Genomic DNA, 21770 nt, shown 5'->3' on the forward strand with positions numbered 1-21770 from the left:
TTACTCCTCGCTGATCACACCGCGACGCAGCTGGTCTTCTTCGATGGACTCAAACAGCGCCTTGAAATTGCCCTCGCCAAAGCCCTGGTTGCCCTTGCGCTGGATGATCTCGAAGAAGATCGGGCCGATCACCGTATTGGTGAAGATCTGCAGCAGGATGCCGTCATCTTCCGGAGCGCCATCGATCAGCAGGTTCAGCTCGCGCAGCACGTCCAGCGGCTCGCCATGGCCGGCCACGCGCTGGTCGACCTTCTCGTAATAGGTGGCGGGGGTGCTCATGAACGACACGCCGTTGGCCTGCAGTTGGCGCACCGTGGCGTAGATGTCGTCGGTGGACAGGGCGATGTGCTGGATGCCCTCACCGTGGTACTCGCGGATGAATTCCTCGATCTGCGACTTGTCGTCCGCCGATTCGTTGATCGGGATGCGGATCTTGCCGCACGGCGCGGTCATCGCCCGGGACAGCAGGCCGGTGAGCTTGCCTTCGATATCGAAATAGCGGATTTCGCGGAAACCGGCGATGCGCTCGTAAAAGCCGGACCAGACGTCCATCTGCCCGCGCTTGACGTTGTGGGTCAGGTGGTCGATGCATTGCAGGCCGACGGCATTGTCGTTGGCTGAGCGGCCCTCGATGAATTGGAAATCGACGTCATAGATGCTGTGCTCGCCGCTCTCATTGCGATAACGATCCACCAGATACAGCAAGGAGCCGCCGATGCCCTCGACGCAGGGAATGTTCAGTTCGCCGAAGTTGGCGTGGCTGCCGACCAGCGTGGCGCCCTGCTCTTTCACGTAGGCCGCGGCCTGGGCGGCGTTCTTGACCCGGAATGCCATGGCGCAGGCACTGGGCCCGTGTTTTTCGGCGAAGGCGTGCACATGCCCGGTCGGGCTGCCGTTGAGCACGAAGTTCACGTCGTGCTGCTGGAACAGCCACACCTGCTTGCTGCGGTGCTTGGCGGTTTCGGTGAAGCCCATGGCTGTGAACAGCTGGCGCAGTTGCTCGATGCCTTCGGGCGTCGGGGCGGTGAATTCGACGAATTCGAAACCGTCGGTACCGATGGGATTGTGCTGCTCGATTCTGGACACGGCATTCATGGGGGTGACCTCGTTGTCGTTATGCCCTCATGACAATCGAGGCGCCGCGGGCTAACAAGGCCGCTCGGCATGCCTGAACCGGGCCACAGCACCCATCGTTGGCAAGGCTTCGGTACATGGCAGCACATCCAACCGGCAATCGCTGCTGGCAGACCGGTTGGACGGCCGATCTCGTAAACCTTTCTTTACAGCGCGGTCGATTAACCTGCCGACGGGATGACGACGATGTGCGGGCAGAGCGCAGAAAACGCTGCCACAATGACAGCATCCAACTGCGTCATAACAATGAGGCCGCCATGAGCAGTGAAACGCCTACCGAAGCCGAAAGTGCTCCCGCCGCATTCGACCTGGCGCCCGCCAGCGACGACGAACGCTTGGCCAAGCTGGAAAAGGCCAACCGCCTGAACCGCATTCTGATCTTCGCCCTGGCTCTGCTGCTGTTCATCATCCTCTCCAGCCTGGCGACTTCGGCCGTGGTGAAGATGCTTGCCGACGAGCCGCCCCCCTTCGACCCCGAAGCTTTCGCCGCCCTGCAGCACCGCGCCGAGCAGCTGGAAACGGAGCTGAACACGCTCAAGGAAGATCAGAAGCGCCAGGACGCCCTGCTGAAACTGGCCGCCACGCCCCCGCCACCGGCGCCCGCTGCGGCGGCACCAGCAGCGCCACCTTCCCAGGACATCGCGGCGCTGAAGCTGATGGGCCGCACCCTGCTCGGCCAGGAACAGAGCTACCAGCAGAGCCTGGCCGCCCTGAAGAACGGCATGCGCGACCTGGCGGACATGGTGCCCGGCTCACGCAGCTGGCTGGACGATTACAACGAGGAGATCGACAAGGCGGTCAACGCCAGCATGCAGCGCGTCAAGGCGATTCAGCAGTGGGGCAGCAAGCTGCCGCAGGAGTAGCCTTCTTGGCAGCCCGCCGTTTCGCGGCGGGAGCGACGCTTCCACGCAAACGGTGGGTTACCCGCGATCCTGTAGGAGCGGCGACCCGCCGCGAATCGTCGGCACGACGCCGACCCTGCAGCAAGGCCGCCATCGTTTCGCGCCGGGTCGGTGCTCCCACGCAAACGGTGAGCTGCCCGCGATCTTGTAGGAGCGGCGACCCGCCGCGAATCCTGTGTACGACGTCGGTCTTGCAGCAAGGCCGCAATCATTTCGCGCCGGGTCGGCGCTCCCACACAGACAGTGGATTGCCCGCGATCCTGTAGGAGCGGCGACCCGCCGCGAATCCTGTGCACGACGCCGGTCTTGCAGCAAGGCCGCAATCATTTCGCGCCGGGTCGGTGCTCCCACGCAAACGGTGGGCTGCCCGCAATCTCGTAGGAGCGGCGACCCGCCGCGAATCGTCTGCACGACGCCGGTCTTGCAGCAAGGCCACAATCATTTCGCGCCGGGTCGGCGCTCCCACACAGACAGTGGATTGCCCGCGATCCTGTAGGAGCGGCGACCCGCCGCGAATCGTCTGCACGACGCCGGTCTTGCAGCAAGGCCACAATCATTTCGCGCCGGGTCGGCGCTCCCACACAGACAGTGGATTGCCCGCGATCCTGTAGGAGCGGCGACCCGCCGCGAATCCTGTGTACGACGTCGGTCTTGCAGCAAGGCCGCAATCATTTCGCGCCGGGTCGGTGCTTCCACGCAAACGGTGGGCTGCCCGCAATCTCGTAGGAGCGGCGACCCGCCGCGAATCGTCGGCACGACGCCGCCCCTGCAGCAAGGCCGCCATCGTTTCGCGCTGGGTCGGCGCTCCCACACAGACGGTGAGCTGCCTGCGATCATTGTGGGAGTCGCGAACCACGGCGAATTTTGAAGGCGACGCGGCTGATCAGTGCTGCAGATTGCCGTAGAGCTTGGCGTACAACCCGCCTTCGGCGATCAATTGGCGGTGGTCGCCATCTTCGGCGACGCTGCCGCCGTCGAACACCAGCACCCGATCAGCCTGCTTCACCGCGCTCAGGCGGTGGGCGATGATCAGCGTGGTGCGGCCATTGAGGAACTGCGCCAGCGCCTGGTGCAGGGCGTATTCGGTGGCGGCATCCAGGGCCGAAGTCGCTTCGTCGAGAATCACCACTCGAGGGTCGGCCAGCACCATACGGGCGATGGCCAGGCGCTGTCGCTGACCGCCGGACAGCCGCACGCCGGAGCGCCCGACCACGGTATCCAGCCCCTGCGGTAACTGGCGTACGGTCTGCGCCAACTGGGCGATGGTCAGCGCCTGCCAGCAGGCCTCGTCGCTGCGCTCGCGGCCCATGCACAGGTTGGCACGCACCGTGTCGTTGAACAGTGCCGGGTGCTGCAGCACCACCGCCACATGCTCGCGAATGGTCGGTAGGCCGATCTCCTCCTGGCTGCTGCCGCCAAAGCGAATCACCCCGGCCTGTGGCGTATAGAGGCCCAGCAGCAGTTGCACCAGCGTGCTCTTGCCGCCGCCGCTGGCACCGACGATGGCGACCTTCTCGCCTGGCGCGATGCTCAGGTTCAGCCCGTCCAGCACCGGCTCTTCGCCGTAGGAAAAGCTCAGGTCGCGAATTTCGATGCCGACGGTCTCGCGCCCCTCGAAGGGATCGACGCCGCCCACGTAGTCCGGCTCGTCACGCCGCGCCAACAGTTCGTTGATGCGGGTCAGCGCGCCACCGGCAGCGTAGAAGGCGTACTGCAGATTGAGCAGTTGCTCCACCGGGCCGATCATGAACCACAGGTAGCTGAACACGGCGAGCATCTGGCCGATGGACAGGTCGGAGAACAGCACGGTGAGCATCGCCGCGGCGCGGAACACGTCGATGCCGAACTGGAACAACAGGCCGCTGGCGCGGTTCGAGGCGTCGGTCTTCCATTGCGAGGCCACGGCGTAATCGCGCACTTCCCTGGCACGCCCACCGAGGCGACCGAGGAAGTAGCCCTGGCGGTTGCCGGCGCGCACTTCCTGGATCGAGTCGAGGGTTTCGGTCAGTGCCTGGGTGAAGCGCGAGGTGCTGTCGTTCTCGAGCTTCTTAAGGTGTTTGACGCGCTTGCCAAGCTGCACCGTGGCGTAGATCACCAGCGGGTTGAACAGCAGGATCAGCAGCGCCAGCTTCCAGTGCATCCACAAAAGAATGCCCGAGGTGCCGACCAGGGTCAGCACGCCGACCAGAAAGCGGCTCAGGGTTTCGCCGATGAATTTGTCCAGGGTGTCGAGATCGGTGACCAGGTGGGTGGTCACGGTGCCGCCACCGAGGCTTTCGTACTCGGCCAGGGAGATACGTTTGAGGCGCTCGATCAGGCGGATGCGAATGCGGTAGACGATGTCCTTGGAAAGCCGCGCGAACAGCCGCGCCTGCACCACGTTGAACAGCAGCGCGCCGCCGCGCAGCAGGAAAGTCAGCGCCAGCATCAGCAGGATGTAGCCGACCGCGCCCTGCCAGGCCGCGGGAAGGAAGTTGTCCATCACCTGCAGCGCGGTGTTGCCGTCGCCCAGCAGCACCTCGTCGACCAACAGCGGCAGCAACAGGGGAATCGGCACGCTGCACAGAGTCGCCAGTACGGCGACCAGGTTGGCGAGGATCAACGCACGCTTGTGGCGCAAGGCCAGGCGACGGATTTCCGCCCAGCTCAGGCGATCAACCATCGACGGCGTGCTCCAGCCAGCGCGTGAGCAATGGCGACAGGGCGTCGAGCGGCTGGTAGCCGTTGGTGAGCAGTGCCAGGCGCCCGCCCTTCTCGGCCAGCAAGGTCGGGAAACCGGCGATGCCGAGGTCCTGCACCCAGGTGAAGTCGGCGGCGGTAGCGCGGTGCTGGGCCTCGCTGTCGAAGGCCTCGGCGAATTCGATCCGCGGGATGCCGACCTCCTCGGCCAGTTGCACCAAGGTCGCGGCCAGGGTCACGTCGGCGCCTTGCTGGTAGAACGCCCGCTGGATGCGTTGCGCCATCGGCCAGGCGCTCTGCGGGTCGAGATCACGCACGGTGACCACCGCGCGGCAGGCCGCCTCGGTGTCGTAACGCATGCCCAGTGGCAGCCCGGCATCGAAGTTGAACAGCTGGCCGGTGCTGGCGTTGACCGCCTGCCAGTAGCCCAAATAGCGCACCCGCGCCGCCGCGTCGATGGCCACCTGATCACGGCGCAGACCACCGAGCACCAGTTGCATGGGCACGCCACGCTCGGCAGCCTGGGCGGCCAGCGCCTCGACCACCGGCGCGAAGCCCCAGCACCAGGAACACATCGGGTCCATTACGTAGAGCAGGCGCGCATCCATGGCTCAGGCCTCGTTTTTCTGGCGGGGATTGTTACCCAGAGGATGGGGCTGATTGCGCGCTTTCGCCAGTTCGATCTGGCGTTGACGCTCGCGGGCGCCCTCGCGGGTCTTCTCCGGCAGCGAGTCCCAGCAATGCGGGCAACTGACGCCGGGGCTGAAGAATTCCGATGCGCGATCCTCGACCGAAACCGGCGTGCGGCAAGCGTGACACTGGTCGTAATCGCCCTCACTGAGGTCGTGGCGCACGGTCACCCGGTTGTCGAACACGAAGCAGTCGCCCTGCCACTTGGTCTCCTCCTGCGGCACTTCCTCCAGGTATTTGAGGATGCCGCCCTTGAGGTGATAAACCTCTTCGAAGCCTTCGGTGAGCATGTAGCTGGAGGCTTTCTCGCAGCGGATGCCGCCGGTGCAGAACATCGCCACCTTCTTGTGCTTGCTGGGGTCGAAGTGCTCGCGGATGTAGTCCGGAAATTCACGGAAGGACTTGGTCTTGGGGTCGATGGCGCCTTCGAAGGTGCCGATCGACACTTCGTAGTCGTTACGCGTGTCGATCAGCAGCACTTCCGGGTCGCTGATCAGCGCGTTCCAGTCTCTGGGTTCCACGTAGGTGCCCACGCGCTGGTTGGGATCGACGCCCGGCACGCCCAGGGTGACGATCTCCTTCTTGAGCTTGACCTTGGTGCGATAGAACGGCTGCTCGACGCAGTACGACTCCTTGTGGTCGACGTCGGCCAGGCGCGGGTCGCGGGCGAACCAGGCGAACAGCCCGTCGATACCCTCACGGCTGCCGGAAACGGTGCCATTGATGCCCTCTTCGGCCAGCAGCAAGGTGCCCTTGATACCGTTGGCGACCAGGGTGTCGAGCAGAGGTTGGCGCAGCGCTTCGTAATCGGGCAGGGAAACGAACTTGTAGAGTGCCGCGACGACGATAGTGTTGTCGGTCATTGCAGATGTCCTTCAGTAGTCGCCCTCGCAAAGGGCGGACTGGGTACGAAATGTAGGCCGCTTCGGCAAAGCATCGCACTGCCCGACGGCGTCGCCTGGGCCTCAGTGAGGTGCAATGGAGAAATGGGCCGTGCAGTTTACTGGTGTTGGCCGCCCAAGTGTAGGGCGCGGCGCCGGAACGCCAGGTGATGGGCATGGTCGAGAAAGAAAGGCGGCCGCGATGGCCGCCATCGATCGACACCATTCGCAGCCTGAGGAGGAACCGCCCATGAAAGCCGTCGTCGTGCGTACGCCTGGAGGCCTGAACCGGATCGAAGTGATCAAAATCGCCGATCCCGGCCAGCCCGGGCCGGGTCAGATTCGCGTCGCCCTGCATGCCAGCTCGCTGAATTTCCATGACCTGCTGGTGGCCAATGGCAGCATTAGCGCGGCCGACGGTCGGGTGCTGATGGCCGACGGCGCCGGCGTAGTCGAAGCGGTCGGCGAGGGCGTCAGCGAGTTCAGGGTAGGTGATCATGTGGTGTCTGGCTTCTTCCCGCAGTGGCCGGACGGCGACGTGGGTACGGCAGTCAGCAACTTCGCCGGCACGCCGGGCGATGGCATCGACGGCTTCGCGGCCCAGCACGCGGTACGCGCGGCCAGCGCCTTCACCCACGCACCTCGGGGCTGGAGCCATGCCGAGGCAGCCACCATCACCACCGCGGGGCTGACCGCCTGGCGGGCGCTGGTGGTCGATGGCGGGCTGAAGGCCGGTGACAGCGTGCTGGTGCTGGGCAGCGGCGGCGTATCCATCGCCGCCCTGCAGATCGCCAGGATGATGGGCGCCTCGGTGATCGCCACGTCCTCATCGGACGAGAAGCTCGAGCGCCTGCGCCAGCTAGGCGCCGATCACACCATCAACTACCGGCAGACCGCGGATTGGGGCAAGCGCGTGCTGGAGCTGACCGATGGCCGCGGTGTGGATCAGGTGGTCGAAGTGGGCGGCCCAGGCACCCTGGCGCAGTCCATCACTGCAGTGCGCGTGGGTGGCCATATCGCCCTGATCGGCGTGCTGACCGGTCGCCAGGGCGACGTGCCGACCTCGGTACTGATGGCCAAGCAGGTGCGCCTGCAGGGGCTGATCGTCGGCAGCCGTCGTCACCAGCAGGACTACATCCGGGCGCTGGAGCGATCCGGCGTACGGCCGATACTCGACCAGAGCTTCCCGCTGGACGAGCTCGCGGACGCATTCCGCCTGCAGGAGAGCGGCAGCCATTTCGGCAAGATCGTGGTCGAGTGGTGAAAGGCGCTGCGGCCATCGAGAGTTGAGGAGCGTGCGGGCAATACTCAGTAAAGTAGCCTGGGTCGAGCGAAGCGACACTCAGGACTTCGCTTGTACCGATGTAGCCAATGGCGATTGAAGCGCGAGCGCCCTACCCGCAGAAATCGTAAGGCAAGCTGCAATCAGTGGTCGTGCTTGCTGCCACCACGGCAGGTTGGTGAATCCGGTACCACGCCCTGCTGGGCCCATTCCTGCGGCGTGTAGGTATGCAGGGCCAGCGCATGCACCTGGCTCATCAGCTCGCCCAGCACGCCATAGACCTTCTGGTGGCGTTTCACGGCATTGAGGCCGTCGAACTGCGGGCTGACGATCACCGCCTTGTAGTGCGTTTCCAGCCCACGGCTGTGCATGTGGCTTTCGTCCAGCACCTCGAGTTGCTCGGGTTGCAGGGCGGCGAAGGCGGTACGCAGGTGATCGATCTTGGGCATTGCGGGCTCCATGGAGGGCGTGGCCAGCGCCTGGCTGGCCACGGCGGGTATCAGGGCTTCTTGGCGCCCAGTTCACTGCCCATATCGGTGAGCAGCTTGTTGACCGCCGGCACGGCGCTTTCCAGCTTGGCCTGGGTGATCTGTGCGGACTGGGCGGTAAGCGCCGGCATCTGCTTGAGCACTTTCTGGCCCAGCGGCGATTGATAGAAGGCGATCAGATCCTTGAGCTCCTGCTCGCTGAAATTGCTGGTGTACAGCTTGACCATGTCGGGCTTGAGCTTGTCCCAGCCGACCGCCTTGTCCAGCTCGGCGTTGGCCTTGGCCTGGTAACTTTCCAGCACGGCCTTCTTGCTCTCCGGCGCCTTGGTTTCGGCGAAGCGCTGGGCGAACATCTGCTGAACCTGAGCGTAAACCGGAACAGCCAGCTTGTCGGCGTTGGCGAGCTGCAGGAAGCGCTCGGCATCGGCGGCATGGCTGCGGGCATCGGCCAGTACCTGGGTGCTACCGACGGCCATCAGAGCGGCAATGCAGAACGCGGGGATACGGGACATCGGGGTACTCCTGAACACAAGGGTGAGGTGCTTTGACCGACAGCGGCGCATTTTGTGCCCCGGCGCCGCGCCTCTCAAGCCTTTTCGCATGCCATGTGCGCCCGTCTACCCATGGGATTCAGCGGTAAATGCCCACTGGCGCACCCTTGCGGCGAAGTTCAAACTGCCAGCACTTGCCCGCCACGCCGGACAGTTGCATGCTCGGCGGCTCTTTTCATGCACACATGGACGTGCCCGATGAATAGCCCCTTCGTTCCACCACCGCCAATCCCGCTGTGCGATGCGCGTGGGCGCCTCAACCCGGAGGCCGTCGGCTGGTCGCCGCGGCCGCGAGTGGACTGCTCCCTGCCCGGCAACCTGGGGCGTCGCAAGCGCTGGAATCACTGGAACATCAGCACACCAGAATGGACGCTGTCGCTGATCCAGGCCGACCTGGATTACGTTGGCTACGGCGCCGCCTACTTTCTCGACCTGAACAGCGGCCAGCACGTAGCCCTCAATCAGCTCAGCCTGTTTGCCCGCGGCTGCAACCTGCCGGACACGCCCCAGGGCGGCCACGCCTTCGAGCACCATCGCCTGCAGCTGCATTTCAACGAATACCCCGGCCGCGTGCGGCTGACCGCCACCTCACCGAATATCGGCGGCCAGCCGCTGCACCTGGCACTGGACATCCAGCGCCTCGCTCACCTGGAGTCGGTGAACCTGGTGGTGCCGTTCGGCAACAAGGGCTTCCACGCCACCTGTCGCCAGGTGGGCCTGCCGGTGACCGGCAGCGTGCATCTGGGCGACAAGGACTACGAATGCACCAGCGGCCACAGCTTCGCCTCCATGGATTTCGGCCGTGGCGTATGGCCGCTCTACAGCCAGTGGACCCGCGCGGTGTTCGCGGCGCCCGGCGGCATCGGTGGCAACTTCGGCAGCGGCTGGACCGAGCACAGCGGGTTGACGGAAAACGCCCTGTGGTTCGGCGGCACCCTGCTGCACCTGGAGCAGGCCGTGCAGATTCGCCAGATGCGCAACGACCCGCTGGCGCCCTGGCACCTGACGACCGAGGACGGCCAGGTCGACCTCACCTTCACCCCGCGCCAGGCCCATGTCGCCAAACCGCGCCTCGGCTTCGGCCTGCTGTATGCCGACACCTACGAGTGGTTCGGCCAATACGACGGCCTGCTGCGCAATGCCCTCGGCGAGCGCGTACCGGTACGCGCGGCACAGGGCTGGATGGGCACGAGCCGAACGCGCTGGTAGTTGGAACGTGTGGTCACCAGTGCAGCCTAACGTGATTGAAACGCGACGGAGAGTCCCGCAATGAGCCGTACCGAAACCGACAGCATCGGCCCCATCGAAGTCCCCGAGGACGCCTACTGGGGCGCCCAGACCCAGCGTTCGCGGATCAATTTCGCGATTGGCGAGGAGCACATGCCGCTGGCGGTGGTGCATTCCCTGGCGCTGATCAAGAAAGCCGCAGCGCGCATCAATGATCGCATCGGCGACCTGCCCCATGACATCGCCCGGCTGATCGAGCAGGCTGCCGATGAAGTGATCGCCGGCCAGCACGACGCGCAGTTCCCGCTGGTGGTCTGGCAGACCGGCAGTGGCACCCAGAGCAACATGAACGTCAACGAGGTGATCGCCGGGCGCGCCAACGAGCTGGCCGGCAACCCGCGAGGCGGCAAGAGCCCGGTGCACCCCAACGACCACGTCAACCGCGCGCAGAGCTCCAACGACTGCTTCCCCACCGCCATGCACATCGCCGCTGCCGGCGCCGTGCAGCGCGACCTGCTGCCGGCCATCGCCGAGCTTTCCGAAGCCCTGGCTGACCAGGCGGCGCGTCATAACCGCCTGGTGAAGACCGGCCGCACGCACATGATGGATGCCACGCCGATCACCTTCGGCCAGGAGCTGTCGGCGTTCGTCGCCCAACTGGAGCTGGCGCAGCAGGCGATTCGCGCGACCCTGCCGGCAGTCTGCGAACTGGCTCAGGGCGGCACCGCCGTCGGCACCGGTCTGAATTCGCCCCCCGGCTTCGGTGAAGCGATTGCCGCGGAGCTGGCAGCCTTGAGCGGCCTGCCATTGAAGAGCGCGCCGAACAAATTCGCTGCCCTCGCCGGCCACGAGCCGCTGACGGCCCTCTCCGGCGCCCTGAAAACTCTGGCCGTGGCACTGATGAAAATCGCCAACGACCTGCGCCTGCTGGGCTCCGGCCCGCGCGGCGGCTTTGCCGAAGTGCGCCTGCCGGCCAACGAGCCGGGCAGCTCGATCATGCCCGGCAAGGTCAACCCGACCCAATGCGAGGCGCTGTCGATGCTGGCCTGCCAGGTGATGGGCAACGACGTGACCATCGGCTTCGCGGCCAGCCAGGGGCACTTGCAATTGAACGTCTACAAGCCAGTGATCATTCATAACGTGCTGCAGTCGATCCGCCTGCTGGCCGATGGCTGCCGCAACTTCCGCGAGCACTGCGTGCTTGGCATGGAGCCCGACGCCCCGCGCATGGCCGAGCACCTGGAGCGCGGCCTGATGCTGGTCACCGCGCTGAACCCGCATATCGGCTACGACAAGGCCGCGGAAATCGCCAAGAAGGCCTACAGCGAAGGCACCACCCTGCGCGAGGCGGCCCTGGCGCTGGGGCACCTCACCGAGGAGCAGTTCGACGCCTGGGTGCGCCCGGAAACCATGCTGCAGGCCGGCCAACATGACTGACGGCGCCAAGAGTGGCGCCACCCCGCTGGAGGGGGATGGCAAGCGGATCCTGATGATCATCGGCTCGCCGAAAAGCGACAGCTTCTGCCATTCCCTGGCCGAGGCCTACGCCCAGGGCGCGCGCACCGAAGGCCACGTGGTGCGGCAGATCCGCCTGGGCGATTTGAGCTTCGATCCGGTGCTGCACGAGGGCTACAGCCAGAGCCAGGCCCTGGAGCCGGACCTGCTCGAAGCGCAGCGGCAGATCCACTGGGCCCAGCACCTGGTGTTCGTCTACCCGGTCTGGTGGGGCGGCCTGCCGGCCCAGCTCAAGGGCTTCTTCGACCGCGTGCTGCTGCCCGGCTTCGCCTTCAAATACCGCAGCGATTCGCAGCTCTGGGACAAGCTGCTCAGCGGCCGCACCGCCGACCTGCTGGTCACCCTCGACACGCCACGCTGGTACTTTCACTGGATCTACGGCGCGCCGGCCCATCGGCAGATGAAGCGCACCATCCTCGGCTTCTGCGGCATCAAAACGCGCCGCCTGGAGACGTTCTCGCCGGTGCGTCCCTCTTCGGAGAATCAGCGGCAGAACTGGATAAGGCGAGCGGAGTTGCTGGGTAGTCGGGTTTGATACTTGGACTCTGCTTGCGATCTTTCTGGGCGACGTTGAAACGCTAAAGAGGCTGCCACAAGACAGAAGCAGACACTCAAACCAACCTGTGGGAGCCCCGACCTCGGGGCGAAACGATTGCAGCCTGACTGCCTATTTCGGCGGTGCCTGAGCGATTCGCCGCGAGGTCGCGGCTCCCACAATGGATCGGATAACGGCCGCTACCGCCACATTGCAGTCAACACGCCGAAGCCGAGCCGAAGGATCGTGAACGGGCTCCTGGAACGATCAGGCGGCCTCGAAAGGTTTCACCTATACGACCCGCCCCATCTAGGAAATAAATCGCTCTTACGAAGATCCCGTGCCGATAAATACCAGCGCCACACTGATGGTGACGAACGACATCACCGTCGCTACCAGCAGGGTCGCACTGCAGCGGTCCTCCAGGCCGAAGCGCTGGCCAAGGATCGGGAAGATGCTCATCATCGGTGAGCAGGCGAACAGCACGCCCACCGCCTTCATCACCGGGTCGACGTCCGGCACCAGCATGAACGCGCACAGCACCGCCAGCGGATGCAGGATCAGCTTGCCGCCGGAAATCCACGCGGCATCCACCCACACGCCACGGGCCTTCATGCCGAACAACCCGGCACCGATCACGAACAGCGCCAGCGGCGCCGATACCCCGGCCAGCATGTCGATGGGTTTGAACAGCAGCGGCGGAATCTCGATGCCCAGCAGCGAGACGCACAGGCCGATGATGATGCCGATGATCACCGGGTTCTTCAGCAGCCGCCCGAAGGTCATGCTCAACACCTTGAGGCCGCCGCCGCCCTGCTGCTTGCCCGCCTCGGCCAGCACCAGCGCCAGGGGAATCATCAGCAGGTTCTCGACCAGCATGCCCATCGCCATGCCCAGCACCGCCGGCGAGCCGATGGCGGCCGCTACCAGCGGGTAGCCGACGAAACCGCTGTTGGAAACCGACATACCCATGGCGTTGATGGCCGAGCCCGACAGGTTGTCGCCACGCACCCAGCGCGACACGCCGAACGCCAGGGTAAAGGCCGCCAGGGAGCCGAACGCATAGGCAAGCAGGTAGCCGGGCACCATGGTTTGCTGGATCGGCGAGGTGCCCAGGGTCTTGATCAGCAGCGCCGGCATGGCGAAGGTGATCACGAAGGCGCCGATGCCGCGCACCTGCTCACGATTGAGCAGGCCGCCCATGGCCGCGAGGTAGCCGAGGCCGATCAGCAGGAAGATCGGTGCAGTGATCTGGAGAATTTGCAGCACGGGTTCAGGATTCCTTGTCGCAGGTGGCGCGGGCCTCTAGGCCGGTGTCTTCGGTCGTCGCGAGTTCTCGTTTGCTCAATTGACCAAGACGGCTGCGGGTTCGCACGAAATCCTGATGGGCGGAGCCGCGGCACAGGCGCTCGAGACTGAATTCGCTGCACAACAGCAGCGTGGCGCCGGCATCGTACGCGATATCAACCAGGTTGATGAACCGCTGGCAGGCATCGGTGGGCTGCGAATCCAGGGTCGGCACGCCGGTCAGGGCCAGGCGCGGATAACGCTGCAGCAGCCAGAGAAAATCTGCCGTGGAGTGGGCATTACCGCACAGCTCGGCGAACTCCAGCCAGGCGCGACCGGGCGCCAGGGCACGCACCGACAAGGGATGATGATTGACGGTCAGCAGCTGATCGCACTGCGCCTGCTCATCCAGCGCCAACCAGTTTTCCAGATAGGCCTGGCCGCCCGCCGATTGCGGCCAAAGGTACTCACCCCAGTGCTGAGCGTTGCCCGGCAGCTCGCGGTAATCGGTGCCGGCATCCAGGCTCATCACCGTGAACCGCTTTTCGAGCATCTCGATGGCCGGCGTGAAGCGCTCGCGGTACAGCGGATTGGGGCACAGCCCGGCCGGCGGATAGTTGGAAGTCATCACCAGGCCGACGCCCTCCTCGACCAGCACGTCGAGCAGACGGCGCAGCAGCATGGCATCGCCGATGTCATGCACATGAAATTCATCGAAGCACAGCAGGCGGATGTCCTGGGCCAGCGCGCGGATCGCCAGCACCAGCGGGTCAGGCTGGCCGGCAAAGGCCTGCATGCGCTGCTGCAGCTCCTGCAAAAAGGCATGAAAATGCACGCGGCGCTTGGCGCTCAATGGCGCCGCCGCGAAGAAGGCGTCCATCACGAAGCTCTTGCCGCGCCCCACGCCACCCCACAGGTAGACGCCGGCAACCGGCTTGCGCAACCAGCCACGCCGCCCGGTGCACCAACCTTGCAGCCACTGCCCCAGGGTATCGATCGCGCGCTGCTGCTCGGTGTCGGCGTGGAAACCGCGGGCCTCGAGGGCCGCGGTGAAACCTTGGTGGATGCGCGCGTCGATCTGCTCGGCGGGCGCATCCAGGTCGCTGTCAGAAATCAAAAAACACCGTTTCGCCGTCCCCCTGAATGCGGATATCAAATCGGTAGGCCGGCTTGCCGTCAACCTCGCAGCGCCTGGCGATCAGGGTCTCGCGGCGCGAAGGCTGCTCGATCAGGTTCAGCACCGGATCCTTGCCGTTGGCCTCGGCCTCATCCTCGAAATACAGGCGCGTGTGCAGGTGGATGTTGATGCCCCGGGCGAACAGCGCGACGTTGATGTGCGGCGCCATCGGTACGCCGGCAGCGTTGTCGACCACGCCGGGTTTGATCGTCTGCACCGTCCACTCGCTGCCGGCATCGAAGGTGGTGGCGGTACGGCCGAAGCCATTGAAAGGCTTGTCCAGGTCGTAGTCGGCGTCATAGCGGCCCTGGTGGTCGGCCTGCCAGAGTTCCAGGAAGGCGTCGCGCACCAGATGACCGTTGCCGTCGTAGACGTGGCCGATCAGGGTGATGTGCTCGCCCGGCGCACCGGGCTTGGCCATCTGGTTCCAGATTTCCTGGTCACGGATCGGGTTGCCGGCAGCGGCCAGGGCCAGGCCGATGTGCACGTAGGGGCCGGCGGTTTGCGAAGCGGTTTCGGGCAAGAGTTCGACAGGCATGGCGGGCTCCTCAGCAATTCTCGAAGTGGGTCTTGCGCTGGCCGCGCAGCACGATGTCGAAGCGATAGGCCAGGCAGTCCATGGGGTTGGCCATGCTCATGTCGAGCTTGGCGATCAGCGTCTGTACCGCGTCCGGGTTGGCGATCGACTTGACGATCGGGCACAGCGGAATCAGCGGATCCCCTTCGAAATACAGCTGGGTGATCAGTTTGGTGGCGATCGACGGGCCACTGATGGAGAAGTGAATGTGCGCCGGGCGCCAGTCATTCGGGCCGTTACGCCACGGGTATGGGCCCGGCTTGACGGTACGGAAGCTGTAGTTGCCTTCGCCGTCGGTCAGCGCGCGGCCGACACCGCCGAAGTTCGGGTCCAGCGGCGCCAGGTAGCGGTCGTTCTTGTGGCGGTAGCGGCCGCCGGCATTGGCCTGCCACATTTCCACGAAGGTATGGGGAATCGGCTTGCCGTACTGATCCATCACCCGACCGCACACCAGGATGCGTTCACCGATGGGCAGGCCACCATTGTCGAAATTGAGCAGCAGATCGTTGTCATGCTTGCCCATCTTCAAGTGGCTGAAATCCGGCCCGGTGGTTTCCGATATCGATTGCGGAATGCTCACCAGCGCCTGGCGCGGCGAACGGGCGATGGACGTTTTGTAATCGGGGGTCAAGGCTTTGGGGTGCCAGTTGCGATCACGGATGATGAAACGGCTGTCCTCGGACATGGGACGCTCCTGTTTATTGAAATTGTGGAGTCGCCGGTCATACGGCCGCCGGGGCGCCGATGCAGGCTCTGCCGGCCATGATCAGATAAATGGGCACAAGGCGCCTATTGAAAAAACATCGGCGATACATAACCAAATGGTTATTTATATCGGCATTCGAGATGGCATCGCCGGGCGGCGAACCCCCAACGGAGGCTTGGTGATCGGCAGCTACAAAGCAGAAGCAGCCACCCAAACCAACCCGTGGGAGCCCCGACCTCGGGGCGAAACGATTGCAGCCTGACTGCCTATTTCGGCGGTGCCTGAACGAATCGCCGCGAGGTCGCGGCTCCTACAGTGGATTGAATAACGACCGCTCCCGCCACTTAACCACCACAAACAACGAATAGCGTAAAAGGCCATGAAAAGGTTGCAAGCGCTTCAGGTTGCAGCTCAATTCTGTACGCTTTGCACCGACCCACCATCGACGCGCAGGTTGCTGCCGTTGATGAAAGACGCGCGCTCCGACACCAGCAGCGCGATGGCCGCTGCCACTTCTTCCGGTTGGCCACGGCGCTGCTGAACGATTCCGGGGCGCTCTTCCTTTAAGAAGCTCTGCACCGCTTCCTCGAAGCTCACGCCCAGTTCTTCGGCCCGTTTCTTCATCATGCCGTCGGTCATGCCGGTTTCGATGAACGCGGGCGATACCGTGTTGCACAACACGCCGTGGGCCGCTTCCTTGTAAGACAGGTTCTTGATGAAGGCGGCCAGCGCAGCCTTGGCCACGTTGTAGACGGCCTCTTCCCAGTACGGCTGCACGGCGTTTTCCGAAGTGATGCACACCAGCCGGCCCCAGCCGCGCTTGCGCATGGCTGGGACGGTTGCCCGAGCGACGCGTACGGCGGTGAAGAAGTCGGTGTCCCAGGCTTCCTGGTAGTCGGCGTCCGAGAGTTCCAGGGGGTCCCCCTTGGCGCCGGTCACACCGGCGGTATGCACGACGATGTCGACCTTGCCGAAACGTGCTTCAGCCTGGCGGACGAGATCATCGACCTCGGCTTGCCGGGTCATGTCCGCGGCGATCAGCAGCGGATCGCCGGCGAGGTCCGCGGCGGCCTGCTGCAACGCATCCTGCTGGCGGTCGGTCAGCACCAGCTGCACGCCCTCCTCTGCCAGCAGGCGCGCGGTCGCCAGACCGATCCCGCCCGCCGCGCCACTGATCAGTGCCACACGATCTTTCAAGCCCAAGTCCATCAACCTTCTCCTTCAGCGATACGAGTCGCGATCAAATGAGCGAATGCGAGCATCTGCTCGGCCAGTGCGCGGGGTGTCTGCAGGGGCATCAGGTGCCCCGCCCCGGGTAACGTCAGTACGGCGCTGTGGGGAAAGTGCGCCAGGGTGGTACGGCTCTGCGCCTCGGCATCCGGCACCTGGCGGTCGTCAGCGCCGCAGATCAGCAACGCCGGGTAAGGCAGGCTGCCGATGCGGTCCTGCCAGTCTTCGCGGCTGCCGTGGTCGACCCAGGCACGCCAGGCCTCGAGGTTCACGCTCTGGGCGTCGGCAATGGCGACCTCACGCAGGTCATCCGGCAAACGGTGGAAACTGGACTCATCGATGAAGGCTTCGGCCTGCTCTCGCGAAGCGTCATAGGCACGCTGGCGGTCGCGGTCGGCATCGCTCATCGGCTGCGGGCCGGGCGGCGACGGCGCCACCAGCACCAGGCCTTGAAGATAGGCCGGCTGCCGCGATGCCAGGACCGTCGCGACCTTGCCGGTCATCGAATGGCCGACGAGGATGCAGCGCTCGAGCCCAAGCTCGCGAATGCTCTGGTCGACCTGGTCGGCCATCTCGCTGACCGTGTAGCCAGGCACCGCGCTGGCATTACCGAAACCCGGCGTATCGAGCGCCACGCAGCGGTGCTCGCGGTCCAGATAGGGAATGATCGGCCCCCAGATACGGTGCGAGCCGCCGAGAAAATGCATCAGCACGAAGGTTATCGGGCCCTGGCCCTGCTGGCTGTGTGGGAGCATGGAACGCCTGCCTCATGGGGGGTTCAGAATGGAAAGCGAGGCGGCGCGGAGAGTTCAGTTATTTGCTTGGGCGCGTAAAGGCGATGCGGGCCCAGCAACGCACTGTAGCCGCTCATCGGAGTGCTCAGTCGCTTACTACGACTCGCGGGGAGTACTTGGAAAAGGCCCGTAAACCTACATGAGTCTCGAAGAATTGGTTGTTCTGGCGACTACCAAACTGCCTGACTCATGCAGGTCTCTGCAAAATATGCGATTGATCTGCATGGAAGCTGGTGGGAAATCATCCAGAATCAGCCCCTCTTTCTCCGAACTATTGTCGCGGTATTTTTTCATCCTCGGGAATAACGACTGGAGCCACTATTATCTGAAACGTTTCCCCCTTAGGAAAAAGAAAATCATCTGTCATCGTTAATAGTGACATGGAGGCAAGTATTTGCTCATCAATACTGGGATAGCCACTGCTTTCCGCGATTGACACTTCAGGCCTATTGCTGCCAAGCATGAAGACTAAACGTACTTTCGCAGTTGCTGGCGAGCTCACGCCAGCCGATAGTCTCCACAGTTTATCTTTATATATTCGACTGCCGACAGCGCCTTTCAAACCTTGAAGCCAAAGCTGGTTATACTTGGGCTCCTGCGCCAACTCCAGCGTCATGCCTTCGCTACGCAAGCGCCTCACCTCAATCCACGCCTCGTCTCCATACTTTTTGGATTTCGAAATATAAAGATCCAGAGCGGCTTTTGGGTCTACCGCTCCCCCCTCTCCACCTTCCATCAATTTACCAAGCTCAACAGTAGCTTGTAGTGAACCCGCATCCGATGCGCGCTTGTAGAGCTGCCTTGCCAGCACATAGTCAACCTCTTGCCCGCGCCCCAGTTTAGCCATTCGCCCAAGCGCTACGTATGCTGCGGGGTTAGCGTCTGCAGCAGACTGATACACCTCTCTTGCTTTATCATAATTAATCGGCACGCCAATACCTCGCTCATACCAACTAGCGAGCAGCACCCGGCAAAGGTAGTTTCCAGTACTTGCAAAGTTGTTGACTGCCTTAAACTCATCAACAGTAATATCCGCCCGATCCAGATACCTCAAGCACTCAGCACCCTCAACCGCCGAAATATTATAGTCGCCATGTGACGCAGGGCTATTACAGCCCCCTATAGAAAGAACTACGAACAGAAGGAAAATTAAATTAACTAAAGGCATGTAGCAAACCCCATCACATACAAGAAAATTTCAAAATAGTGTTAATGGATGATATAAATACTAATAAAGCCATATATCGGCAGGATTAGAGATCATCGACCTAGCTGCACGCACGAATCAATGACTCTGATCCCATCGATTTGACCTAAGAATCGTATTACCTGCATGAGTCTCGGGGGTTGGTGTGTTTGGCGACTACCAAACTGCCGACTCACGCAGGCATCTTCAAGCTATCCAATTGATCTAAATGGATATTTTGCGGGGTTCCCTCAGACTCTGACCCCATCGATTCTGTTCTATGTTCTAGATTACCGGCGGCGCCATTTTTTGGAGTAACTAGCCTTGGTTCTCGTTAAAAAACCTCATGCCTTAGCAACTTAAAGCCACCACCTTGGCCAATCAATTTCTCTATATCAGCCGAACGATTTGTAGCGTTTACATAGAGCAAAATTCTATAGCTCGCATAGTTCTGCTCTACTGGATCGCCGTCAAAAGGATCAACATTCAATTTTAAAACAAAACTCTCTGAATCATTCCTGCCCCACATATAGTAAATACCACCTTGATAAGAGCTATCCCTTTCCTCAAAGGTCTCTCCCAGCGCTCTTTCCACATCGTCTCTCGCCAACATAAGGCATGATTTTTCCGCACCATAGAGATCATACGCAATAGTCATTTCGGTAACACCGCACTCGGAGCACGACTTGCGGCTGTTGCCACAGAGTCATAGATCATAAAATTAACTTCACGCCCTGCTTGGGCGCTCATCTTACTCGACAAATCTTTCAGGCCAAGGGCTTGCAAGTCTCTTGCACTCAACGGCCCTGTACGAGTTCCGCCACTCCTCAAACCTATTCCTAAGGATTGAGCGCGTTGCAAAAGTTCTGGACTTGCCAGCGCAACATCAAAGTCACTCACCCTGCCAACGTCAAATGCCTCCCCAGTTTTAAAACTTTTACCTGTTACGGCACTTCCTTGGAGAATTGGCTCTACATTCTCATAGCCAGCGCGTGCCAAACCATCTCGAGATCAATAGGGTCAGAGTCGAATGGCACTTACTTTAGCTTCTTTGGATGTCCGGATCTGCGGATTGTGCGGCGTGCGCAGGTACGTTTCTGCGTCATCAGCGGGTAAGGCTTTGGCCGCCGTTTGACTGCCCGAGGCTCTATTCTGCCAGGGCGCCGGCCTACACGTTTCTGTGCGATCAGCCTCAGCAGTTCAGCGATGGCGTCGTTAACACAGCACCTGTCCAGCAGGCGCCACGTCAGCCATAGCTGGACGCTGTGCTTGAAACTCAGTTGCCTGGGCATGCAATCAGCCAACAACGCGGACTCGGTCATCAGCAGGCGAATCAGGTTGTAAGCCAGCAGGTAAACCCACAACTCCTTGATCGCCATCTGTGGTGTCTTGCAGCTGAGCACCTCCAGGCCCAGCGTGCTCTTGAGGTTGCGAAGGTCGAGCTCGACATGCCAGCGCTGCTTGAACAGCTCTTTGAGTGATGCCTTGGGCGTCTGTTTGGCGCAGCACAAGGTGGTGACCAGAATCTTGCCACCGACTTTCAGTTCACGCACGGTGAGTGTTTCGGGGACTTGTTCGTAGTCCTCTTGAGTCATCCAGGCAGGACGTTTGCGAGGCTTGGGCAGGTCGATCAGCGGGTCTCGTTCACCGAGCTTTTTGCCGCGCCGAAAGTCGGTATTGCGCCGGCGGGCACCGTATTGCTCGAATACACCGTCAACGCCCCTGCGTTGGAGCTCATGCAGCAGGAAATAGGTGGCATAGAAGGCATCGCCCAGCAGCAAATCGCCGCGCTCCAAGGTGTCGAGCATCGAGCGCAGCAGCGTCTGCTCATCACCACCCTTGCCGCGAAAACGCCCGATCGACGCGTCGAGAATCGCGCCACTGCTCAAGCAGATGATGCCCACGGCCCGACAGATCGGAAAGCCCAGCCCCGGTTGCTGCGCACGGGACTGCGGGTATGCCGCTTGGTTCTGAGGAGTATCGGGCATGCTCAGCGTGGTGCCATCGACCAGGCGCACGGGGCGTGTTTGCCAGAGCGGTTGATTGACACAACGTCCGCTGATCGATGAACCGCTACCACGAACCAGTTTGGAAACCAGCTCGACCGGCAAGCGCTTGCGCGCCTTGCAGTAGCCACCGGTGTGCGTGCTGCAGCGCCGTTGCTTGGCCCGCAGTTGCCTGCCCGCCAGCTCGTTGACGGCTTTTTGGCAGGATTGGTCAGCACTCAGCGCTTGCCCCATGAACAGTGACAGCGTTTGCAGTGGTGGAAATTGTCGATGCCTGTACGCCGGCAGGGCCGCCTCGACTTGATCCGACAAGGCAGGATCGTTCAACAGTTCGAGCAGGGCGTGGGCATCAAGGGTCGAGGCATGATGTCGGGCACGCTGTTGTTGATGGAAAGCGGCCTGGCGCTTAGGATTCATGAAGGCTGCTCCTTGGCTTCGGCGGTGTGTTCGCAACTATCCACCGTAGACTTGGAGCAGCCTTTTTCGTTTCAGATCAATCAGTTGAATACAAAGTAAGTGCCATTCGGGTCAGAGTCATTGATTTAGCTATATGACCGAATCAATGACTCTGACCCCATCGATTGCATTACAAGCCTAAACCACTATCGAAATGGAGGAATAATCGTGATCTGCCCCCTATTATTCCCTCTCTAACCACACTCGAACGCTCTCAAGCCACGCCCTAGTACTTAACCCATCTACCTTGGGACTATAATTCCCCCCCCAATCATAAACCAAACTATCAGAAACACTCTCCAGCGCCAAAACAACTTCAATATCATTACGAAGCCCCGTTATCATTTCAGCGCTTTCGCTACTGACAAATTTCTTAACCACCATTTCCGATGACGAGCTATCTATCATCCAGTCCTGATGAAAATAATTACGTAAAAAATAATGAAGAATCGGGCACAAAATAGACC

Annotated in this window: 21 protein-coding genes; 5 read left to right on the forward strand and 16 right to left on the reverse strand. The window is 62.3% G+C overall.

The features are described 5' to 3' along the window. Entirely contained in the window at positions 1 to 1095 is a 1095-nt protein-coding gene (gene hppD, locus BVH06_RS10415; protein WP_075934028.1) for a 4-hydroxyphenylpyruvate dioxygenase, read from the reverse strand. Positions 1096 to 1391: 296 nt separating this feature from the next. Here hppD and BVH06_RS10420 point away from each other — a divergent pair, with 296 nt between their 5' ends. After that, the gene (locus BVH06_RS10420) at positions 1392 to 1997 is read left to right on the forward strand and encodes a hypothetical protein (RefSeq protein WP_075934029.1); all 606 of its coding nucleotides are present in this window, start codon (positions 1392 to 1394) and stop codon (positions 1995 to 1997) included. Positions 1998 to 2919: 922 nt separating this feature from the next. On the opposite strand, the gene BVH06_RS10425 is transcribed toward BVH06_RS10420, so the two are convergent. From BVH06_RS10425 to BVH06_RS10435, 3 genes are read right to left on the reverse strand one after another with little or no spacing between them, the layout of a single operon-like run. Continuing rightward, the gene (locus BVH06_RS10425) at positions 2920 to 4698 is read right to left on the reverse strand and encodes an ABC transporter ATP-binding protein (RefSeq protein ID WP_075934030.1); all 1779 of its coding nucleotides are present in this window, start codon (positions 4696 to 4698) and stop codon (positions 2920 to 2922) included. After that, positions 4691 to 5323, reverse strand: a complete 633-nt coding sequence (locus BVH06_RS10430) for a DsbA family protein (protein WP_075932590.1) — start codon at positions 5321 to 5323, stop codon at positions 4691 to 4693. The genes BVH06_RS10425 and BVH06_RS10430 overlap by 8 nt, the downstream gene beginning before the upstream one ends. 3 nt (positions 5324 to 5326) lie before the next feature. Continuing rightward, the gene (locus tag BVH06_RS10435; protein WP_075934031.1) at positions 5327 to 6268 is read right to left on the reverse strand and encodes a rhodanese-related sulfurtransferase; all 942 of its coding nucleotides are present in this window, start codon (positions 6266 to 6268) and stop codon (positions 5327 to 5329) included. A 268-nt stretch (positions 6269 to 6536) separates the two neighbouring features. Between BVH06_RS10435 and BVH06_RS10440 the strand changes: the two genes are divergently transcribed. Further along, positions 6537 to 7550, forward strand: coding sequence for an NAD(P)-dependent alcohol dehydrogenase (locus BVH06_RS10440; protein WP_075934047.1), 1014 nt, complete (start codon positions 6537 to 6539; stop codon positions 7548 to 7550). A gap of 161 nt (positions 7551 to 7711) precedes the next feature. Here BVH06_RS10440 and BVH06_RS10445 read toward each other — a convergent pair whose 3' ends face one another. Together BVH06_RS10445 and BVH06_RS10450 are read right to left on the reverse strand one after the other, a co-directional pair. Continuing rightward, positions 7712 to 8017, reverse strand: a complete 306-nt coding sequence (locus BVH06_RS10445; protein ID WP_075934032.1) for a BolA family transcriptional regulator — start codon at positions 8015 to 8017, stop codon at positions 7712 to 7714. Positions 8018 to 8067: 50 nt separating this feature from the next. Continuing rightward, the gene (locus tag BVH06_RS10450) at positions 8068 to 8568 is read right to left on the reverse strand and encodes a DUF2059 domain-containing protein (RefSeq protein ID WP_075932593.1); all 501 of its coding nucleotides are present in this window, start codon (positions 8566 to 8568) and stop codon (positions 8068 to 8070) included. A 237-nt stretch (positions 8569 to 8805) separates the two neighbouring features. Between BVH06_RS10450 and BVH06_RS10455 the strand changes: the two genes are divergently transcribed. Genes BVH06_RS10455 through BVH06_RS10465 form a run of 3 tightly spaced genes read left to right on the forward strand, consistent with a single transcriptional unit; the run spans position 8806 to position 11884 of the window. Then, positions 8806 to 9816: a DUF2804 domain-containing protein gene (locus BVH06_RS10455; protein WP_075934033.1), complete on the forward strand. Its 1011-nt coding sequence runs from the start codon at positions 8806 to 8808 to the stop codon at positions 9814 to 9816. A gap of 60 nt (positions 9817 to 9876) precedes the next feature. Next, a complete protein-coding gene (locus BVH06_RS10460; RefSeq protein ID WP_075934034.1) occupies positions 9877 to 11271 on the forward strand; it encodes a class II fumarate hydratase in 1395 nt (464 codons plus the stop codon). Continuing rightward, entirely contained in the window at positions 11264 to 11884 is a 621-nt protein-coding gene (locus tag BVH06_RS10465; protein ID WP_075932596.1) for an NAD(P)H-dependent oxidoreductase, read from the forward strand. Before BVH06_RS10460 ends, BVH06_RS10465 begins: the two co-directional genes overlap by 8 nt. 327 nt (positions 11885 to 12211) lie before the next feature. Here the strand turns inward: BVH06_RS10465 and BVH06_RS10470 are convergent, their stop codons facing one another. The 10 genes from BVH06_RS10470 to BVH06_RS26280 all read right to left on the reverse strand — a co-directional run bounded on the left by BVH06_RS10470 (position 12212) and on the right by BVH06_RS26280 (position 21762). After that, the gene (locus BVH06_RS10470; protein ID WP_075934035.1) at positions 12212 to 13153 is read right to left on the reverse strand and encodes an AEC family transporter; all 942 of its coding nucleotides are present in this window, start codon (positions 13151 to 13153) and stop codon (positions 12212 to 12214) included. Between the two features lie 4 nt (positions 13154 to 13157). Continuing rightward, entirely contained in the window at positions 13158 to 14288 is a 1131-nt protein-coding gene (gene zapE / locus BVH06_RS10475; protein WP_139315613.1) for a cell division protein ZapE, read from the reverse strand. Beyond that, positions 14278 to 14886, reverse strand: a complete 609-nt coding sequence (gene pcaG, locus BVH06_RS10480; protein WP_075934036.1) for a protocatechuate 3,4-dioxygenase subunit alpha — start codon at positions 14884 to 14886, stop codon at positions 14278 to 14280. Before pcaG ends, zapE begins: the two co-directional genes overlap by 11 nt. 10 nt (positions 14887 to 14896) lie before the next feature. After that, positions 14897 to 15610, reverse strand: a complete 714-nt coding sequence (gene pcaH, locus BVH06_RS10485) for a protocatechuate 3,4-dioxygenase subunit beta (protein WP_075934037.1) — start codon at positions 15608 to 15610, stop codon at positions 14897 to 14899. Between the two features lie 432 nt (positions 15611 to 16042). Beyond that, positions 16043 to 16840 (reverse strand): SDR family NAD(P)-dependent oxidoreductase, encoded by a 798-nt coding sequence (locus BVH06_RS10490; protein ID WP_075934038.1) that lies wholly within the window; start codon positions 16838 to 16840, stop codon positions 16043 to 16045. Further along, the gene (locus BVH06_RS10495) at positions 16840 to 17616 is read right to left on the reverse strand and encodes an alpha/beta fold hydrolase (RefSeq protein ID WP_075934039.1); all 777 of its coding nucleotides are present in this window, start codon (positions 17614 to 17616) and stop codon (positions 16840 to 16842) included. The genes BVH06_RS10490 and BVH06_RS10495 overlap by 1 nt, the downstream gene beginning before the upstream one ends. Positions 17617 to 17926: 310 nt before the next feature. Beyond that, complete coding sequence (locus BVH06_RS25375) at positions 17927 to 18823, reverse strand: tetratricopeptide repeat protein (protein ID WP_139315614.1); 897 nt, start codon at positions 18821 to 18823, stop codon at positions 17927 to 17929. Between the two features lie 352 nt (positions 18824 to 19175). Then, complete coding sequence (locus BVH06_RS10505; RefSeq protein WP_075934041.1) at positions 19176 to 19499, reverse strand: hypothetical protein; 324 nt, start codon at positions 19497 to 19499, stop codon at positions 19176 to 19178. A gap of 379 nt (positions 19500 to 19878) precedes the next feature. Further along, positions 19879 to 21264: an IS4 family transposase gene (locus BVH06_RS10515; RefSeq protein ID WP_075934042.1), complete on the reverse strand. Its 1386-nt coding sequence runs from the start codon at positions 21262 to 21264 to the stop codon at positions 19879 to 19881. A 222-nt stretch (positions 21265 to 21486) separates the two neighbouring features. Continuing rightward, positions 21487 to 21762 carry a contact-dependent growth inhibition system immunity protein gene (locus tag BVH06_RS26280; RefSeq protein WP_168172901.1) on the reverse strand — a complete coding sequence of 92 codons (276 nt, stop codon included), beginning with the start codon at positions 21760 to 21762 and terminating at the stop codon, positions 21487 to 21489. Positions 21763 to 21770 lie beyond the last annotated feature (8 nt).

The organism is Pseudomonas sp. PA27(2017) (assembly GCF_001945445.1).
Taxonomy (GTDB): Bacteria; Pseudomonadota; Gammaproteobacteria; order Pseudomonadales; family Pseudomonadaceae; genus Aquipseudomonas.

Excerpts from the sequence above, each read along its gene's own strand:
- hppD (WP_075934028.1), bottom strand. The coding sequence starts at position 1,095 with ATGAATGCCGTGTCCAGAATCGAGCAGCACAATCCCATCGGTACCGAC.
- BVH06_RS10420 (WP_075934029.1), top strand. The coding sequence starts at position 1,392 with ATGAGCAGTGAAACGCCTACCGAAGCCGAAAGTGCTCCCGCCGCATTC.
- BVH06_RS10425 (WP_075934030.1), bottom strand. The coding sequence starts at position 4,698 with ATGGTTGATCGCCTGAGCTGGGCGGAAATCCGTCGCCTGGCCTTGCGC.
- BVH06_RS10430 (WP_075932590.1), bottom strand. The coding sequence starts at position 5,323 with ATGGATGCGCGCCTGCTCTACGTAATGGACCCGATGTGTTCCTGGTGC.
- BVH06_RS10435 (WP_075934031.1), bottom strand. The coding sequence starts at position 6,268 with ATGACCGACAACACTATCGTCGTCGCGGCACTCTACAAGTTCGTTTCC.
- BVH06_RS10440 (WP_075934047.1), top strand. The coding sequence starts at position 6,537 with ATGAAAGCCGTCGTCGTGCGTACGCCTGGAGGCCTGAACCGGATCGAA.
- BVH06_RS10445 (WP_075934032.1), bottom strand. The coding sequence starts at position 8,017 with ATGCCCAAGATCGATCACCTGCGTACCGCCTTCGCCGCCCTGCAACCC.
- BVH06_RS10450 (WP_075932593.1), bottom strand. The coding sequence starts at position 8,568 with ATGTCCCGTATCCCCGCGTTCTGCATTGCCGCTCTGATGGCCGTCGGT.
- BVH06_RS10455 (WP_075934033.1), top strand. The coding sequence starts at position 8,806 with ATGAATAGCCCCTTCGTTCCACCACCGCCAATCCCGCTGTGCGATGCG.
- BVH06_RS10460 (WP_075934034.1), top strand. The coding sequence starts at position 9,877 with ATGAGCCGTACCGAAACCGACAGCATCGGCCCCATCGAAGTCCCCGAG.
- BVH06_RS10465 (WP_075932596.1), top strand. The coding sequence starts at position 11,264 with ATGACTGACGGCGCCAAGAGTGGCGCCACCCCGCTGGAGGGGGATGGC.
- pcaG (WP_075934036.1), bottom strand. The coding sequence starts at position 14,886 with ATGCCTGTCGAACTCTTGCCCGAAACCGCTTCGCAAACCGCCGGCCCC.
- pcaH (WP_075934037.1), bottom strand. The coding sequence starts at position 15,610 with ATGTCCGAGGACAGCCGTTTCATCATCCGTGATCGCAACTGGCACCCC.
- BVH06_RS10490 (WP_075934038.1), bottom strand. The coding sequence starts at position 16,840 with ATGGACTTGGGCTTGAAAGATCGTGTGGCACTGATCAGTGGCGCGGCG.
- BVH06_RS10495 (WP_075934039.1), bottom strand. The coding sequence starts at position 17,616 with ATGCTCCCACACAGCCAGCAGGGCCAGGGCCCGATAACCTTCGTGCTG.
- BVH06_RS25375 (WP_139315614.1), bottom strand. The coding sequence starts at position 18,823 with ATGCCTTTAGTTAATTTAATTTTCCTTCTGTTCGTAGTTCTTTCTATA.
- BVH06_RS10505 (WP_075934041.1), bottom strand. The coding sequence starts at position 19,499 with ATGACTATTGCGTATGATCTCTATGGTGCGGAAAAATCATGCCTTATG.
- BVH06_RS10515 (WP_075934042.1), bottom strand. The coding sequence starts at position 21,264 with ATGAATCCTAAGCGCCAGGCCGCTTTCCATCAACAACAGCGTGCCCGA.